Source organism: Paenibacillus sp. Aloe-11 (assembly GCF_000245715.1).
GTDB lineage: Bacteria > Bacillota > Bacilli > Paenibacillales > Paenibacillaceae > Paenibacillus > Paenibacillus kribbensis.
Window position 1 is genome coordinate 14,290 of the sequence record NZ_JH601073.1, and the last position, 17,232, is coordinate 31,521.

At 38.2% G+C, this 17,232-nt stretch carries 13 protein-coding genes; 3 read left to right on the forward strand and 10 right to left on the reverse strand.

The genetic code is table 11. The features are described 5' to 3' along the window. Positions 1–57: 57 nt before the first annotated feature. From WG8_RS22780 to WG8_RS22815, 8 genes are all read right to left on the reverse strand, one after another. Positions 58–1,161, reverse strand: a complete 1,104-nt coding sequence (locus tag WG8_RS22780; RefSeq protein WP_043891343.1) for an acyltransferase family protein — start codon at positions 1,159–1,161, stop codon at positions 58–60. A 67-nt stretch (positions 1,162–1,228) separates the two neighbouring features. Next, positions 1,229–1,957, reverse strand: coding sequence for a sugar phosphate nucleotidyltransferase (locus WG8_RS22785; protein WP_007432626.1), 729 nt, complete (start codon positions 1,955–1,957; stop codon positions 1,229–1,231). Positions 1,958–1,970: 13 nt separating this feature from the next. Further along, positions 1,971–3,107, reverse strand: a complete 1,137-nt coding sequence (locus tag WG8_RS22790) for a hypothetical protein (RefSeq protein WP_043891344.1) — start codon at positions 3,105–3,107, stop codon at positions 1,971–1,973. Positions 3,108–3,175: 68 nt separating this feature from the next. Then, positions 3,176–7,009 carry a glycosyltransferase gene (locus WG8_RS22795; RefSeq protein WP_232289159.1) on the reverse strand — a complete coding sequence of 1,278 codons (3,834 nt, stop codon included), beginning with the start codon at positions 7,007–7,009 and terminating at the stop codon, positions 3,176–3,178. A 42-nt stretch (positions 7,010–7,051) separates the two neighbouring features. Continuing rightward, entirely contained in the window at positions 7,052–7,465 is a 414-nt protein-coding gene (locus WG8_RS22800; protein WP_007432629.1) for an adenylyltransferase/cytidyltransferase family protein, read from the reverse strand. Continuing rightward, the gene (gene asnB, locus WG8_RS22805; protein ID WP_043891346.1) at positions 7,462–9,000 is read right to left on the reverse strand and encodes an asparagine synthase (glutamine-hydrolyzing); all 1,539 of its coding nucleotides are present in this window, start codon (positions 8,998–9,000) and stop codon (positions 7,462–7,464) included. The genes WG8_RS22800 and asnB overlap by 4 nt, the downstream gene beginning before the upstream one ends. Before the next feature lie 13 nt (positions 9,001–9,013). After that, positions 9,014–10,321: an ABC transporter ATP-binding protein gene (locus WG8_RS22810; protein WP_007432631.1), complete on the reverse strand. Its 1,308-nt coding sequence runs from the start codon at positions 10,319–10,321 to the stop codon at positions 9,014–9,016. A gap of 10 nt (positions 10,322–10,331) precedes the next feature. Further along, positions 10,332–11,120 carry an ABC transporter permease gene (locus WG8_RS22815; RefSeq protein WP_043891347.1) on the reverse strand — a complete coding sequence of 263 codons (789 nt, stop codon included), beginning with the start codon at positions 11,118–11,120 and terminating at the stop codon, positions 10,332–10,334. A 149-nt stretch (positions 11,121–11,269) separates the two neighbouring features. Between WG8_RS22815 and WG8_RS22820 the strand changes: the two genes are divergently transcribed. After that, on the forward strand, positions 11,270–13,726 hold the full coding sequence (locus WG8_RS22820; protein WP_007432632.1) for an O-antigen ligase family protein: 2,457 nt from the start codon (positions 11,270–11,272) through the stop codon (positions 13,724–13,726). A gap of 70 nt (positions 13,727–13,796) precedes the next feature. Here the strand turns inward: WG8_RS22820 and galU are convergent, their stop codons facing one another. Next, complete coding sequence (gene galU, locus WG8_RS22825; RefSeq protein WP_007432633.1) at positions 13,797–14,690, reverse strand: UTP--glucose-1-phosphate uridylyltransferase GalU; 894 nt, start codon at positions 14,688–14,690, stop codon at positions 13,797–13,799. A gap of 187 nt (positions 14,691–14,877) precedes the next feature. On the opposite strand from galU, the gene WG8_RS22830 reads away from it, so the two are divergent. Together WG8_RS22830 and WG8_RS22835 are read left to right on the forward strand one after the other, a co-directional pair. Continuing rightward, the gene (locus WG8_RS22830) at positions 14,878–15,906 is read left to right on the forward strand and encodes a glycosyltransferase family 2 protein (protein WP_007432634.1); all 1,029 of its coding nucleotides are present in this window, start codon (positions 14,878–14,880) and stop codon (positions 15,904–15,906) included. A 59-nt stretch (positions 15,907–15,965) separates the two neighbouring features. Beyond that, positions 15,966–16,355, forward strand: coding sequence for a GtrA family protein (locus WG8_RS22835; protein ID WP_256873831.1), 390 nt, complete (start codon positions 15,966–15,968; stop codon positions 16,353–16,355). Between the two features lie 148 nt (positions 16,356–16,503). Here WG8_RS22835 and WG8_RS29080 read toward each other — a convergent pair. Continuing rightward, a partial coding sequence (locus tag WG8_RS29080; RefSeq protein WP_007432635.1) for a U32 family peptidase occupies positions 16,504–17,232 on the reverse strand: 729 nt, incomplete at its 5' end.

Here is a 17,232-nt window from a genome sequence, read left to right on the forward strand (position 1 = left end):
ATCTTAAAAATACAAAAAGCCCTCGACTATTATTCGGGGGCTTTTTATAGTTATTTATCAAGCATTTTTTTGGGGAATTACTATTGTTTTATTAGTACTACCAAAGCTGAATTTTTTACCAATCAGGAAAGGTAGAAACCTATTAAATAACTCAATAAAAAGAATGCAGCTTAAAAAAACAAGTACAGTAGAAATAACAACAAAAGAAATTCCATCTAAATGCATATTCGTTTTAGCTGAAAATATCTCGTAAAAATTAATATTCTCCCAAAAACTAAGTATTAATCCATGCAAACCAAATATAACAAGAGAGTTTTTTCCAAAATATGATAGTACATTAGAAGAATCAATCTTTTTTGATAAGTATATATAAAATATTAAACTAGCCAATACAGATAGATAAAACAAAAGATAATTATGACCATAGTAGTTTCCTGACATACCTGGTTTGTCATTTATTAAAAATATTAAAAGACCAAGGAAGCCAGCGATGTAAGCAATATAAGGCTTATTAATTTTAATTTTCTCAATAAAAAATTGTTCATTCAACTTGAATATATAACCACAAATAATGAGGGAGGCTGCATTAATTGATGTGCCAAGCGACCAAGGAAGTGCATGTGTATCAAGTTTACTCAAATATGCACCTAGAGCGGTAAGCAATATCCAAAGTATATACATATGACTTTTTTTTGAAGAAATTTTCAAGACTAGATAGGAAATAATCTGTCCCAGGAAAAGACACGGTAGAAACCAAAGAGACATGTTTAGAATACCCAAGTGATTTCCATCTGCATATAAAAAAGCTTCAATGACAACCATTGGATCAAGCGTTCCGACAATCCCCATCCAATGCATCCAACCAAAATACAACAATGAGCATATATAAAGGGTCGTATATGGTAAAAGAATTGTTTTAATTTTAGACCACAAAAAACTACTAAACTTATACTTCTGAAAATTAGAAGTAAATCCGGAAGCAAAAAAGAAAAGTGGCATATGAAATGAATAAAAATAGCCTATTATAAAACTTTTGTCCATCAATTCATTTCCTTTAAAACCATGAGGCACCAAATGTGAGAATACTAAAAAAATTATAGCTAATCCTTTTAGTACATCTACCCATTTTATTCTTATAGGAAGAGCATTCACGGAGTTCATTTAAAAAGTCTCACTTTCTAATGGTTTAGTAGAAGCTATACATGACATTTTGAAATTCTATAAAATACTAAGAAAATAGCTCATAATTCATCTCACTTACTAATTTATTGGCAAGTCTCAATGAACTATGTGTTCCCGCATCAGTCCACCAGTTCTCTAAAATATCGAATGTAAGCTGGTTTCTTTGAATATAAGTGTTATTTACATCTGTTATTTCATATTCCCCTCTTGCGGAAGGAGACAAAGTCTTGATGATATCGAATACAGAGTGGTTAAACATGTAAATCCCCGTAACCGCATAATCACTTTTAGGAGTTTGTGGTTTCTCTTCAATATTTACAATTTTATCGCCTTGCAATTCTGGTACTCCATAACGATTAGCGTCAGGTACTTTATGAAGTAGCAATTTTGCTCCCGATTCCTGCAGTTTAAATTTTTCGATAAATGGTGATATATCATCTTTAAAAACGTTATCCCCTAAAATGACGGCCATTTTGTCATTACCAACAAAATGCTCGGCTAAAAGCAAAGCCTGTGCAATTCCCCCAGCCTCATCTTGTACTTTGTAAGTAAGGGTAACTCCAAAGTCGATACCGCTCCCTAAGAGGTTTACTACATCTCCCATATGTTCTTTTCCGGTAACAATCAAAATATCATTAATATTTGCTCTTTTAAGCTTATCAATTGAATAATAAATCATTGGATATTTACCGATAGGCAACAAGTGTTTGTTTGTAACTTTAGTAAGAGGATATAGTCTAGACCCTGTTCCTCCTGCTAATATAATCCCTTTCATAATTAACTTCCTCCTATTGAAGCTCCTTTATAAGCAGCTCCAGAATGGTTTTTGCACGAGCCTTCCAATCATTATTGACTACGAAGTTCTCCAGTTGCCCTTGATCATAAAAAGGGAGTTGCAATGTATCTATATCAATTAAATATTGTCTTATTTCCTCTAAACTATTATATAGATAGACTCCCTCCTGGTTTAACAGTCTTGTTTCTTCACTTTCTACGGCTAAAGTTACTTTATTTAGACTTAAATATTCATAAATTTTAACTGGATTAATCGTATCAATTCTGTCAGAATTCCTCAGAAAAGGGTATAAACATACATCAAAAGCTTCAATGATTGCACCAATTTCTGATTTAGGGACTGGCTCATAGTATTTAATTCTGCTATGCTGACCAAAATTATATGTTAAGTTATTTCTTCCAACCAAACATACAATAAACCTTTCATCAAATTCAATGATGGCCTTAACCATTTCTATATCAAACCAGTGGTCAATCGCTCCTACATAGCCAAAAATATGGTAGCCCTCATGCTTTAATCGTCTCAAGTCACTAACAACCAAGCTATCTACATTTATGTTTAGTATAGCTGCATCCACAGCATTTTTCACTAAATAAGATTGTTTATTCAATGTTAGGGAATGCTTATACAAATCATTACTCGTAGAAATAACAAGGTCCGCTTTAGCAAGTAATTCAAGCTCCCACTTTTTAAGCAATTTTTTCATCAATGCATTGTTAGTTAGAAATACATAATCGTCCATTCGGTCAAACACAATTTTCTTATTATTAATGTGTTTAATAAGTGGATAAAAGACAGGACTTCCCAACCAAATAATATCCGCACTAGAGACTAAATCTTGCAACTGTCTTTTTTCGAACCATTGATTCCAATGAAATATATCCAAGCTTTCAAAGCTTCTAGGTAATCTCAGGCTCCCAGAAGGTCTAAATATTCGGAGACTGTCGTTAACGCTTTGCTCTCTTTTCTTGTAATCCGAGTTTTGCCTGACTATACTGTTTAGTATGCTAATAGATGGTTCTACAAAAGTGATGTGAATCCCCGGCATTTTAGCAAGCTCTTCAGCCAAGTGTTGCGGACGCTGCTTTAAATCACCCCAATAGATCGGAGAGAAATACAAAATTTTCAATTTAATCGCTCCATACTATTAAAGGCGCCCCCTATTTTTTTAAAAGAGGCGCCTTTAAAGTTTTATAATTATCTATACGCTCCTACTAACTGTCTTCGCAAATTCATATCATTTTCTTTTATTCGTATCAGCTCTTCATACGCTTCAATTGTATATTGTTTATACAAGATATCAATTTCTACGTCTCGATTTCGAGTCGGAAGCTTCTGCAGATGATCTAATTCAGCTTTAACAATTTCGAGATGATTCTTATCAGCTTCAATATCTGATTCCATCGGGGCATATAGATCCTTTTGCAATTGATAATTAGTCAAAATACTGTTTCGCATTGTTTTTCTAACATGCTCTACCGTATATCGAGAGGTGTCCACATCATGAATGACTTTCATTTTAGGATTCAGCCCAACCTTACAACCAATTTCTCGCATCGCAAAAGATACAACAATTTCTTCCCCTCCAGCGTAATTGTTACCTTTACGCCCATAAGCGCTTCTAAAGCCCCCAATTCGCATTAGCGCAGCATGTCTAACAGCAAAATTGGCTCCATAAGGAAACTCCCACTGAAAGTTAGAATCTTTTATCTCTTCGCCTTCCACAATAAGTTGGCTCCAGAATGCTTCAGTTCCTGGTTTGACCACTTCAGGCCGCTCATCGTGTAAGTTAAGTATGATACTTCCACCCATTACCCCAATATCAGGACGATCCGAAAAGCCTTTAACAGTTTCCTCAAGCAAATTCGGACTTGCGATAGCATCATCATCTATATAGAGTATGACTTCGCCTTCTGCTCCAAATAAGCCAACATTTCGTGCAAAGGATAGACCTTTTAAAGGAGCCTCCATGTATCGCAAGAAAGATTCATCGACATTATAGGTTGATCTGAATTCACGAACCAAATGATGAATCTCATCATTCAGATAATCGTTATTGACAACAATAATCTCATAGTCTGCTTGATCCAGCGACTGCTCTATTACAGATTTAATCGCATTGGACAGTTTCTCACTTCGCTGGTAAGTGCAAATAATAACCGATAATCTCTTATTATAAACAGATTCACTTTCAATTACCGCCTCAATACGGTATAGGTGATCGTTCTTAACCTTCGTATTTATTAGAGAGAACAACACATCCATGTCCTGCGCAAAAAATTCATAGTTGTTATCTGTCTCACCATTCATTTTATCCTTTATTTTTAAATCCCAAGGATAATCTACTACAAATGTGTCAGTTGGCTGCTCTGATTTATCGATAAGCAGTGTATATATAGATGCTGAAGCTTTAGAGTCAATCAATTCAAAATCATGGACTTCACCTGTTTTTATATATAAATAGCAAATAGGCGTTGCCAAATTAAGACCAATAATAGTATCTATTTCTTCTCTTCCAACCACTGTATGGCCTTTAGCTAGAACATAATTTTTAAATTCCTCGGCTTCAGTAGTATCCCCTTCGATGATCCATACTAATGGAGTAAGATAAAAATCTCTCCTAAAATCATCAAGCACCATGAGTTTGTATCGGTTAGATGTGATGCCAAGCTCTTGATCTAAAGCGGTCAGTGATTTATCATGCCAGCGGTAATCGTATATAGGCTCATCGAACGTCACATGCTTGAGTTCAAATAGAGAGTTCACTCTCATCCAATAGTCATAATCCTCAAGGGTATGCTTATAACTGGAATATTCACCTAACAATTTGGTTACCTTGGCTCTATACATAAAAGCCGCACCAATCGTATTGTTAGGATATACATTTAACTCCAGTGCAGACTTCGGCAGCATAACATTACCACTGAACTGTGGCTCCTCATACCAGCCATGGTTGGAGATTACTTGACCGTCAGCATCAATTAACCTCATATTGGCATACACCATTCCGATATTTTCATCACGTTTTAGATCTGCAACCATTTTTTCCAAGAAATTCTCGGGAAGAATATTATCTGCACTTGTCCAGGTATGATATTCACCACTAGCTAGTTTAAAGCCTCTGGATAATGTTCTTGGTATCTTGCGATTTTCCTGATGAACTACTCTAATACGATGATCTACTTTAGCATACTCATCAAGAATGTCTGCCGTATTGTCTTTTGAGCCATCATTAATAATAATAAGCTCAAAATACTTATAAGATTGCTGCAGAATACTATCAATGGCTTTTGATACATAATCCTCTCCGTTGTAAACAGGGAGAACAACAGATACAAGATCCTTCTCAAATTGAACCTCAAACTTATTGAGATCCAAAGAAAATGAATTGTCCTTAGCCAATTTATAGTTAAAAAATTTATACTCATACCAAGTTAATAAGGAATTAGCATGTTCTGCATCTTTCCATAAATCTACCGGTTGATCCAACGCCTTCGAATTTAGTTTAAGAGATACTTTAGCTTTTATCTTTTTCAATAAAATGGTGGTGCCGTAGCTTTTCCATACTTTATATCCTTTAATTACATAAATCATTTTGGACTTGTGTAAGATATGTTTAAGTTTATTCGCCATTTTCCACCTTTTAGAGTTATAAATATTGTGAAGCTCTGTAGACAACCTTCCATTATATTCTTCCAACTCGCTAAACTGGATTGTCAGTTCGTTATGTTGGCCAAATAGTTGTCTATATTGTTGATTTAAAATTTCCAAACTGTTTTTCTCATCATGATAATCCTGCATGAGTTCTGCATATTTTTGTTCTAAGTCGTTTTTCTTTTCTGACAGAGATTTATAATCTGCCGATATGCTGCTTATTACTTTTTCCTGTTCATCTCGTGTTTGTATCAATGTGTTAATCTGATCCGAATGCTCGACAATTTGTTGCTTCTGCTGCTCTATCTCGTGTTTTTGAGCTTGATTGCGAGTTTGCAATTCATTAAACTCATTTTTCAAGCGCGTATGCCCCGCTCTATAAGCATGGTCTACATCGTCATTTAGAAACTTGTCAATTACGTCCATACACTTATCTATCGTCTCTCTTCCTTTAACCGGAAACATCTCTAAAGTAAATTTCCTTCTTTTTTGTATTAGTTGTTCATCTAAAATAGCATTAAGTAAAGTTTGCTTAATATCCCCATTATCACTCACAAAAGGGACAATGTTTTGCTCAACAATTTGTGCCTCCAAGGGTAAAATTCCCTCGAAAGATTCTGTTTGGGGGTGCTGGAATATTACAATTGGAGTATCAGTAAATAACGCATCAAATATAGCACCTGAGCCATCAGACAATATTAAATCTGCTTCCTCTATTAAATTGACAAGGGAAGCCTTGTGATCAAGCACTTCCGGGATATGAGATTTAACTAGCTTAACTCGATCATGTTCCAAAAAAGATGTGCCATGATGCAGTTTCACCTTCATATTAAAGGCGTCTGAGATTTCGTCAATATGTTTCATAACAAGCTCAACAGACGACTCATTCCCATATGTAGGCAGATAAAGTAAATTATACTTGTCCGTTTTACGCTTTTTCCTTTGGAAATTGGCGTATTTAATCATGCCTACGATGTCAGTCTGAGTGTACGCTGCCAAAACCGAAGAATCATATAACCCATTACAAAAGATAAAATCGAAATTCCGACTCCACGAATCCAGATTCCAGTTCGGCTTAGCCATTCCATACTGGTATCTAAACTTATAATCCGACTTAACCTCTAAATAATAAGGAAGATAAGGATAGAATGCAATTTTATAAGCCTTATCAGGGACAGAATTGACCAAAGATACTTGTATACCATTGCTCTTTAAATAATGGTAAGTATCTAAGGACATGTCCCCCCAATCCTCTTCTTCAATTTGGGGAACATAAATATCACAAACGATCTGCTTTTTTTCACACTCCTCAATTAAAGGCCTAATCGTCTCATACAAAACAAGATTGTGAATGACAAAAGCTATAGATCTGTTCATATTCACTACAAAACCTCTTCCTTTCAGGCAAAAATCCCGTACTTATTTTCTTAATTTTAGTAATGTTTCATTCAGTAAAGTCGATGATGTGCTCTTCGTATAGGGGAAATATATAATTTTCACCCCAACCTCTTTAAACTGTGATTCATACTGAACCCAGCGTTCATTTTGAAACCAATCATCTCCAACGAACATTACGTCATACTTTAATTTTTGCCAAACCTCAAATTTATCCATTGAGTCCTGAGGAATTACAGTATCAACGAAGCTGATGTTTCGGACAATCTCAATTCTTTCCTCGAAAGGAATTACTGCTTTTTTGTACTTGTACGAAACTAGCTCATCGGTTGTCACTCCAACAATGAGCTTGTCACAGAGTGATTTAGCATTTCTCAACAAATTTAAATGTCCAATATGAAATAAATCGAAGACTCCGGAAGTATAGCCGATAATCATAAGATTTCTCCTAACGTAGTTAAATTGAAGTTAAACCATTTGTCGAATGTCGTCTTCCCTTCAATTTTTTCAGAAGATAGGACTCTTTCAAGTTGAACAGGAAAACCAACCTTTTTTCTATTTACAATCTCCGCAGGGACAATATCTTTAAAAATTCTCTTAAGGGGTGCCTTAACAATCCCATCTTTCATTTTATAATTAGAGTCAACACCTGCAAGCCTTTCAATTAGTCTATAGTCCAAGAAAGGAGATCTAGCTTCTACCGAATTCAGCATTGAGGCACTATCCAATCGTTTGAGTAATCCTCTCAAATGGGCTTGTTGAAAGAATGCAGCTACAATTTTTTGAGGAGACTTTAGCTCCATAAAAGGTGCCAATGCATCTTCTACAATCTCTGTATCATCCTCAGACCCATAGGTGTAAAGATCGCTAAAGGCCCGGATATCAAAGTCTGTAGTGCTACTAGCCCATCTGAAAATACGGTCATATCCAAAGAAAAGCTCATCCGCACCTTCTCCACTCAATATAACAGTATTTTTAGCAGCTGCTTGTTGAGTCATGTGATATAGCAGCACCTCGTTAGGGACAGACAGAGGCTCCTTTTTTACAGCAATAAGCTCGCGAGCTAATGGTAAAAAACGGTCTGGATCAAACAATATCGGATGATGAATAGTGTTGTATCTTGTTGCTGCGATTTCGGACCATGGAAATTCATTATAATCTTCAAAACCAACAGTCCAAGTATGCTCTACTTTGGCCAGTGCGGTAACAATCGTGCTGTCCAAGCCTCCGCTTAGGTAACTTCCAATTTCAACATCTGCAATCTTGCGGTACTCTACTGCAGAACGAATTAAAGATTCAAGTTCCTCATCGGAAGGCGGTTCTTTCTCCGAGTAATCAATCTCCCAATATTTAATGAATTCCCCGTTCTCATAATAATATCCTGGTGGAAACTCTTTTATTTCATTATAAATAGTACGATCATTAAAGAAGCATCTCATTTTTTTATATTGTCTTACAGCTTCTTGATCTATAGAAATGTTGCGTATTAGCGGGAGCAATGGGGCAATTTCAGAGCTAAAGATAAATTCTTCTCCATATCTGTTATAATAAAGCGGTTTTACCCCCATACGATCCCGTGCTGCAAAAAAGGATTTCTTCTGTATGTCTAAAACAATAAAACTGAACATTCCATTAAGCCAATTCAACATTTGGGGACCATATTGAATGTAAAGCTTCAATAAAAGTTCAGTATCTGAGTTTGTTCTCATTTGAATTGAATAAGCAGAGGCTAAGTCTTTATAATTATAGATTTCTCCATTAAATATAATCACGTATCTTCCATCATCAGAGAAAAAAGGCTGATCACTTCTTTGATCCAAATCTAAAATACTTAACCTGTTGTGCCCCAGCATAAAATTTTCTTTCTGATATACACAAAGTGGGGCCGTAGGCCCCCTGTGTTTCATTATATTTAACGAATTAAGAAATACTTCTTTATTTATGACTACATTAGAAAACAATATCCCACACATTTTATCACCAGCCCTAATTAATAACTTGCAAATCTATCGTGTTATCTACAAATATTAACCCTGGTACGTAATTATTCTCTGGCTTAGGAACCTCAAACACAACGGCTATGCTTACACTATCCAGGTAAACAGGCTCAAAAGGTTTAGGCTTCAGGCCAACAGAGATGGTGTACTTACCACTTTCAGATAATAAATTACGAAAATTAAAGTTAACCTCGAGAATGCCACCCGCCGACATTTTCGGAACTAACTTTGCTTTATTATAAATATTCATTCCGAATACATCCACACCCGTATGGTTTCTAACCATGTAGCCAATGGTTCCCTCAGAATCGATATCCTTATAATATTGTGCTACTAAACGCAAAGTAACCATTTCGCCAAAAGGGACCTGGTTAACTACTTCCCCATTGACTAACAAATCTGCTCTTATAAAACGTGCATCTCCCGTTCCGGAGCGAAACTCGTTGGCACGTTTTGCAAAAGCAGGATCCTCCTCTAACAGTAAAAGCGTACTTTCCTTATTGGTTTCAGAGTTTACAAACATATCCAAAGATTGAACGCGTTTCATGTCTGCAATTTCCTGGTTAATAATATTCTCGTAAATCTGCGCAACGCGTTTCACCGGACCAATCTCGACCATGTGTCCTTTATCGATGAGCAAGGCTGTATCACAAAAACTTTTAATGGTATCCATAGAATGAGAGACAAATAAAACCGTGCTTTTTTTAGAAAGCTCCTTCATTTTGGTGATGCATTTTGCCTGAAAATAAATATCTCCAACGGACAAGGCTTCATCTACAATCAGGATATCCGGATCGACATTGATAGCCACTGCAAAAGCTAATCGGGCAAACATACCACTGGAGTACATTTTGACAGGTTGATTAATAAAGTCGCCGATGTCAGCAAAGGATGTAATATCTTCGACCTTCTCATCCATCTCGGCTTTGCTATAGCCCATGAGCGTACCATTTAAAAAAATGTTCTCCATCCCGGTTAAATCGGGATTAAACCCAGCTCCCAATTCCAACAGAGCGGCAATTTTCCCATTCACCTTAATGCTTCCACTGGTGGGTGTAATCACGCCTGTAATCATCTTTAAAAGAGTGGATTTCCCCGAACCATTTTTACCGATAATCCCAATCGCTTGTCCCTTTTTGATAGAAAAGGATAGATCGCTAATGGCTTTGAAATCAGAATGATATTTCTTTTTAAAAGGATGAATTGCCTCTTTTAAGCGTTCATTGGGATTATCATATATTTTATATATTTTAGTGACATTATTAACTTCCACAGCAATGGATTCATTCTGAGTCATACGTTTCTCCTCACAATACATCAGCAAAATGAGATTTCATTTTTTTGAAAATTTTGGTCCCTATAGTACCTGCGACAATCACAATAGCCCAAAAGTAGAGCGTCATGAGTGGATGCTCCCAGAACCATTTGTGATTGATAAAAGTATCACGATATCCTTCAACGATATAAAAAACAGGATTTAATTTAAAGAAGAACTGATACTTCTCCTCAACAATATTCAAATTCCAGAAGATAGGTGTAAGCCAAAAGAAGAGTTGAATAAATACCCCTACAATTTGACTGACGTCCTTTACAAAAACAACTAATGTAGCTGTTATGTAAGAAATAGATAAAGTAAGAAAAATCGTAGCTAATAGATAATAAAGAACTTGAATGTTATAAATCGTAAACTCAACATTGTATATTTTGAACATGAGGAAAAGGACGATAATAAAAAATACATGTACAAAAAGAGCAGACAAGATTTTCACCATAGGTAGTAAGCTGACGCGGAAGACTATCTTCTTTACCAGATAGTTATTTTCAATAATGCTATTGGTTGCCGTTGACAAGCTTTCTGAAAAGAACAGCCAAGGCACCATCCCTGTTAATAACCATAGGATAAAGGGAGTATCTCCAATCGGCATGTTTTTAAAACCAACCTGAAATACAACCCAATAAACAAGTATGGATACCATAGGATGTATAAAGGCCCAGAGTACCCCCATAAATGAGCCGAGGTATCTGGATGTTATATCTTTTTTAGACAATTCCCATAGTAACTTTAAATTTTTTGAAAAGTTTTGAGTTAAATTCATACGAGTGTGTCACGACCTTAAATATGTTTTGGTAGTCTCTCACAATACATTAGTGTAAATATTTTACAGCTTCTTGCTTACGATATGGCTCATACAGCCATGATATGCTAAAATGTTGACGTATCTACAAGAAAAGGAGATTGTAAACCTTGTCGAATCCAGTATACGGGAAACAAGCCCAAACGTCGACCCGTGACGATAAAAGGCCGGCTATATTTTGGGTGTTAATTGTTGGCATGATTTTGTTTTTAGCTTGGGCCCCCTTCCAGGCTGCGCTTTTTAATGGGCAAATGCTCGACTTTGAGAAGCCTTTGTATTGGGCTTTGATCATCAGCACGATTCTGCTGATTTTGGGAATCGTAACCTATTATAAGAAATTCAAGCTGGAAGAGCAAAGGGATTGGCTGGCTGTATTGGTGCTGTTACTTCCTCTGACTTATGTGCTTTCACTGACTTCAGCAGCTTCACATTACCTGGCCATGAATATGGTGGTAGTTCAGTGCATCTATGCCGCCCTATTTATCATCTCAATCTATCTACTACAGGATCGCTTAGGCAATAAGATTATTCACAATCTGATCATGACTGTTGCTTATGTCATTGTAGGCTTTGGCTTTATTAACTGGTTTGGACAGTGGGTGCTTGCCGGCAAGCTGGTAGGCTGGCTTAGCCAATATGTGTATCAAGACCGTTATACCAATGCAACCATGACAGATACAAATGGACTCCGACTAACATCAGTGTTTCAATATGCGAATACATATGCCGCTTTTCTAATGGCTTTCCTATTCGCTGCCGTTTTTTGTCTGATGAAGTCAAAATCATGGTATGGTAAGGCTACTCATGGATTCATGTTGGTGCCCATCCTGGTCTCGCTGTTCCTGACCTTGTCACGGGGCGGTCTGGTTATGCTACCAGTCGTTTTCGTACTGCTCTTGCTCTTCTTTAAACCAGCACGCCAGATTATATGGATTTTGCATTGTGCCATTGCGGGTCTAGCGTCAATATCTATCCTGGCACCGATTACGAATATGGGATTACAACTCGATAAGGCCTATAACGGCGGTGAGGCTGCAAAGGCTTGGGGATTGCTTATTGGTGTCTCCCTTGCTGTAGCTGTTGTACTGTGGCTTGTTGAACGTTATCTGGCGCCGAAGTTGGAAAGTGCCCTCACAGGTTGGACTTCCCGTAAGTTATCCAATCTGTGGCTGCCTGTCGGATCGGTTGTGGTGATTGGCTTGCTGGCTTTTCTGTTTATTGGAACCGGCCTGCGCAGCGTACTGCCGGAAAACGTCCAGGTCCGGTTAGAAAATATCAATTTCCGGCAGCATAGTGTACTGGAACGACTCGTATTCTATCAGGATGCTGCTAAATTGATTAAAGATCATCCTGTTATTGGCACCGGCGGCGGCGGTTGGGCTACTTTGTACGAAAAGTACCAAGATTATCCTTATACAAGCCGTCAGGCCCATAACTTTTTCATGCAGTACCTGGTTGAAGTTGGCATTCTCGGTTTTGTAATTTTTATGTCATTCATCTTATATATTTTCTACAAATATATTCGTAACTATATTAGACAAAATGATGAAGAGCGGGATTCTCACTTTCTGTATCTCATTTTGGCGCTCTCGATCTTGCTTCATAGTTTGCTGGACTTTAATCTGAGTTACGTGTTCATGGGCATACTGGTATTTATGAGTCTCGGTGGTATGGCTGCTGCTATGGACAGCAAACCTCTTAAACGCTTGTCCATCAGTACTTCCGGTTTCCGGATCATGTACAGTGCAGTCATTGGTATCCTGAGCATTGTCGTTCTGTTTGCAGGTCTTCGCTTCGTGCAATCAGCGAATGCTGCCACATATGCCAAGCAGATCATGTCGGTGAGTAAATCATTTGAGGAAATTCAAGGTGCTATTAATAAAGATCTTGAACTTCGTCCTACACATCCCGATTCGGTTTTAAGATTGGCTGCACTGTACAAAAATGTTTATGAGCAAACAAAAAAAGAAGAGTTTTATAATGCTGCAATAGAGGTACTAAATATGGGCCTGAAGGCAGAGCCGTACAACAAAACTATGTTAAACTCCAAAATTTCCCTTTTGCAAATGAAAGGTGAGAATGAACAAGCTTTCAGCATTATGGAAAATAATATTTCCAATTTTAAATGGGACAATGATTGGTACAATATGTTGATTACCCAAGCTTACTACCTCGGAGATCAGGCTCGTGGGCAGAAGGACACCGCCAAAGAGCAGAAATATTTCCAGGCAGGCCTAGCTGCTTACCAGCAGGTTTTGGATGGGGTAGCTCATATTAAGACGGTTCCACCTGAAATTCAATTGACACGTACTTTTGAAGTAACCCCAAGTATTGCGCTCAGTGCTGGCAAAATTGAGTTCATGTCAGGTAAGCCTGCAGAGGCTGCCAACATTCTGAAAAACGGCTTGAAGGACGACCTGAGTGATGCTACGAATCGTGAGGTAGCTCGTTATTATATCGTCGCTCTGCAAAAGCAGGGACAGGATGACAAAGCATTGTACGATAAGCTGATTAAAGCTGATCCGAAGGAGAAGGAGCAAATTGCTCAGTTGAAATCGGAGAAATAGGTATACAAAAATAGACTGCCATGATATCACATCATCTGGCAGTCTATTTTTATACTGAGCATGATAGGCTTTACGACTTCACCTGTTTTTGTTGATCGATCTCTTCTATGACCTGTCTCATATAAGCCAGTACTTCATCTTTAATCTCGTTATGCTGCAGGGCATAATGGATGGTTGTTTCAATGAACCCCAATTTCTCGCCAACGTCATGACGATTGCCATCAAATTCGTAGGCCAGGATCGGATTCTTTTCTCCCAGTTTGGACAATGCATCCGTCAGCTGAATCTCCCCGCCTACCCCAGCGGATTGCTGACCTAGGATATCAAAAATATCAGGCGTCAAGATGTAGCGTCCCATGATCGCCAAGTTCGAGGTTGTTTCTTCCTTTTTCGGTTTTTCTACCAAACGTTCTGCTTCCGAGATTTTGGTGGTAAGTTCATGACCTTCAACAATCCCGTACCGATGAACCTCGTTCCAATCTACTTGCTTCACACCTACAACAGAACGCTGATACTCATCAAAAACGTCAATCATCTGTTTGAGACATGGATTCTCAGACTCAACGATATCATCCCCTAAAAGCACAGCAAAAGGCTCATCCCCAATAAACTTGCGTGCACACCAGATCGCATGCCCCAAACCTTTAGGCTCTTTTTGACGAATATAGTGGATATCTGCCATCTCGGATGGTTTGCGCACTTCATTCAGCAGGTTCCATTTTTCCTTTGAGGTCAGATTATGCTCCAGTTCAAAGGAATAGTCAAAATGATCCTCAATTGCTCTTTTCCCTTTACCAGTAACGATAATGATATCCTCAATACCAGATGCTACAGCCTCTTCAATAATATATTGAATCGTTGGTTTGTCTACGATCGGAAGCATCTCTTTGGGCATTGCTTTCGTAGCAGGCAAGAATCGGGTTCCTAGTCCCGCAGCTGGAATAATTGCTTTACGGATTTTCATAGGTTAAACTCCTTTTCAACAAAACTTACTAAATTATTCAATAATTTGAGTAGCGCTTGTAAATTACTAATAGTTTATTATAGCACTTCGTCACTGCAATGTTATATAATTTAAGTAAACCATATTATAGATTAAAAAAGATAGGAATTTGAGTACCAGTTAAGCCAAAATTTGAGGAGAGAGTTCTTTGGATTCAATAATCAGTAACCCCGTTTTAACATTAGTTATTCCCTGTTATAACGAAGAAGAAGTATTGCCTGAAACGATAAGCAGGCTTACGGTCATTCTTGAGGAGTTGGCAGACAGTCAGCTCATATCCAGACATAGTAAAATGTTGTTTGTTGATGATGGCAGCCGTGATAAAACATGGGACATCATAGCATCATATAATCAGAAAAACCCTTTTGTCAGTGGTCTCAAATTGGCGAAAAACGCGGGTCATCAAAACGCTTTATTATCTGGGCTAATGGAAGCTAAAGAAACCTCCGATTGCGTAATATCCGTTGATGCAGACCTGCAAGATGATCTCAATGCCATCCAAGAATTTGTTACCAAGTTCAAAGAAGGCTATGACATCGTGTATGGAGTCCGAAAAAGCAGAGCCACCGACACATTTTTCAAACGTTCAACTGCTCAAGGCTTCTATCGTATTATGAGTAAGATGGGAGTCAACATCGTATACAATCATGCTGATTACCGTTTGATGAGTAAAAGAGTTCTCCAGGAGCTTAGCAACTTTAAAGAGGTTAACCTCTTTTTACGAGGGCTAGTACCGTTAATAGGATATCGATCTACTGAAGTGTATTATGATCGACATGAGCGCTTTGCAGGAGAGTCCAAATATCCGTTAAAGAAAATGCTCGCTTTTGCTTTTGATGGAATTACCTCGTTTAGTGTAACCCCGATCCGGCTTATTTCGGCTGTAGGTTTTGCAATGTTTGGAATAAGCTTATTAATAGCTGCTTATACCATCATTAGCAAGCTCCTTGGTACCACCGTCTGGGGCTGGTCTTCATTAATGCTATCGATCTGGTTTATAGGGGGTCTACAGCTTGTTGCACTCGGACTCATTGGCGAGTATATCGGTAAAATATATAAAGAAGTAAAACAAAGACCCAAATATATTATTGAGACCATTTTAAATTCCCAAAGCACCCTAGACGCTGAAAAAACAAAAGTTAAAAATAGCGAAAGGGAAGCTGTGGCTGTCCAATAAACAGATACGAACAGGTGAATAAATTGACTTTATTTCAAAATAGCTTCTTCCGTTTTCTTGTGGTCGGTGTTTTAAACACACTATGCGGCATGTCCGTTATGTTCTTGCTTTTTAACCTGGGAACTAACTACTGGTTATCGACCTTTATTGGTAATTCTGTGGGTGCTACTGTCAGCTACTTCCTAAACAAAAGGTTTACTTTCAAAAACAGTGCAAGCCACGGGCAGACCCTCTGGAAATTTATATCTATTATATTGATATGTTATTTACTATCGTATTGCCTCAGCTATCTAATCAGTCACTTCCTTGTCTCAAATTTAGATATTAAAAACAACGGAGTTCTAGGCAATCTCTCCATCTTAATCGGGAATATCTTTTATACTTTAATTAATTATGTTGGACAAAAGTATATTGTTTTTTCCCGAAAAACGAAAGCCCAAAAGGTATAATGGTACGAGGTTTATAGCAATTAATAATAAACTCATGGCAAAAAAACAGGGTATGTGCTCTCGATGCACATACCCTGCTTTTTTGCTATTTCTACATTCATATATCAAAACTAATATGAAAATGCTGTGCTAGCCTATTGCCATCCTCTTACTTCACCAACTGCCCACGTGTAACGCCCAATTGGTTCGTCGCTTTGAGCGTCTTCCAAACCTGCGTACCGCTGATTTCTCCGCGTAGGGCACGATTGTAGAGATCGATAACCTCATGCACTTGCTCTGGTGTTTCCTCCAAAAACTCTACGCGATAGCGAGACACACCCAGCTCCATAAAGTTGGACAGGTACTCGGCACCGGATTGCTCGATAGCATTGTATACCGTATTGCGGCAGCCTTCGTCCACGCGGACCGGGTGAGACATACCAATCCGATCACGCAGGGAGGCGCGATGATCCTCACAAGGGCGACCACAGTTGGTGTAGTCCGTGCCTTCACTCATGAAGGTACAGTAGACGCAGTGTTCGGTATGGAACATCGGCATATGCTGCTGGATGACGATCTCCAGCTTGTCTGTGCGTGTGCGTCTCAGCATATCGACCATCTGTTGGATGTTCAGATCATACGACGGCGTAACAAGATCACAGCCGGAATCCAGGAACAGGTCAGCCGCTTTATGGTTGGCGATATTCAGTGAAAAGTCACCAATCAGCTGCGGGTGATGTGCGTCCGGGTTCTCCAGGCGATGACGCATGTAGAAATACAGCGCACCCGGATTGCGCACCAGCACAGCATCCGGCTTCAGGCGCAGGATGTTGTTGTGATAGCCGTTCTCACCCGGCATGTGAATACGCGGGGTCACCAGCGCAATTCGGCGTCCTGC

Excerpts from the sequence above, each read along its gene's own strand:
- galU (WP_007432633.1), bottom strand. The coding sequence starts at position 14,690 with ATGAAAATCCGTAAAGCAATTATTCCAGCTGCGGGACTAGGAACCCGA.
- WG8_RS22815 (WP_043891347.1), bottom strand. The coding sequence starts at position 11,120 with ATGAATTTAACTCAAAACTTTTCAAAAAATTTAAAGTTACTATGGGAA.
- WG8_RS22785 (WP_007432626.1), bottom strand. The coding sequence starts at position 1,957 with ATGAAAGGGATTATATTAGCAGGAGGAACAGGGTCTAGACTATATCCT.
- WG8_RS22800 (WP_007432629.1), bottom strand. The coding sequence starts at position 7,465 with ATGATTATCGGCTATACTTCCGGAGTCTTCGATTTATTTCATATTGGA.
- asnB (WP_043891346.1), bottom strand. The coding sequence starts at position 9,000 with ATGTGTGGGATATTGTTTTCTAATGTAGTCATAAATAAAGAAGTATTT.
- WG8_RS22795 (WP_232289159.1), bottom strand. The coding sequence starts at position 7,009 with ATGAACAGATCTATAGCTTTTGTCATTCACAATCTTGTTTTGTATGAG.
- WG8_RS22780 (WP_043891343.1), bottom strand. The coding sequence starts at position 1,161 with ATGAACTCCGTGAATGCTCTTCCTATAAGAATAAAATGGGTAGATGTA.
- WG8_RS22810 (WP_007432631.1), bottom strand. The coding sequence starts at position 10,321 with ATGACTCAGAATGAATCCATTGCTGTGGAAGTTAATAATGTCACTAAA.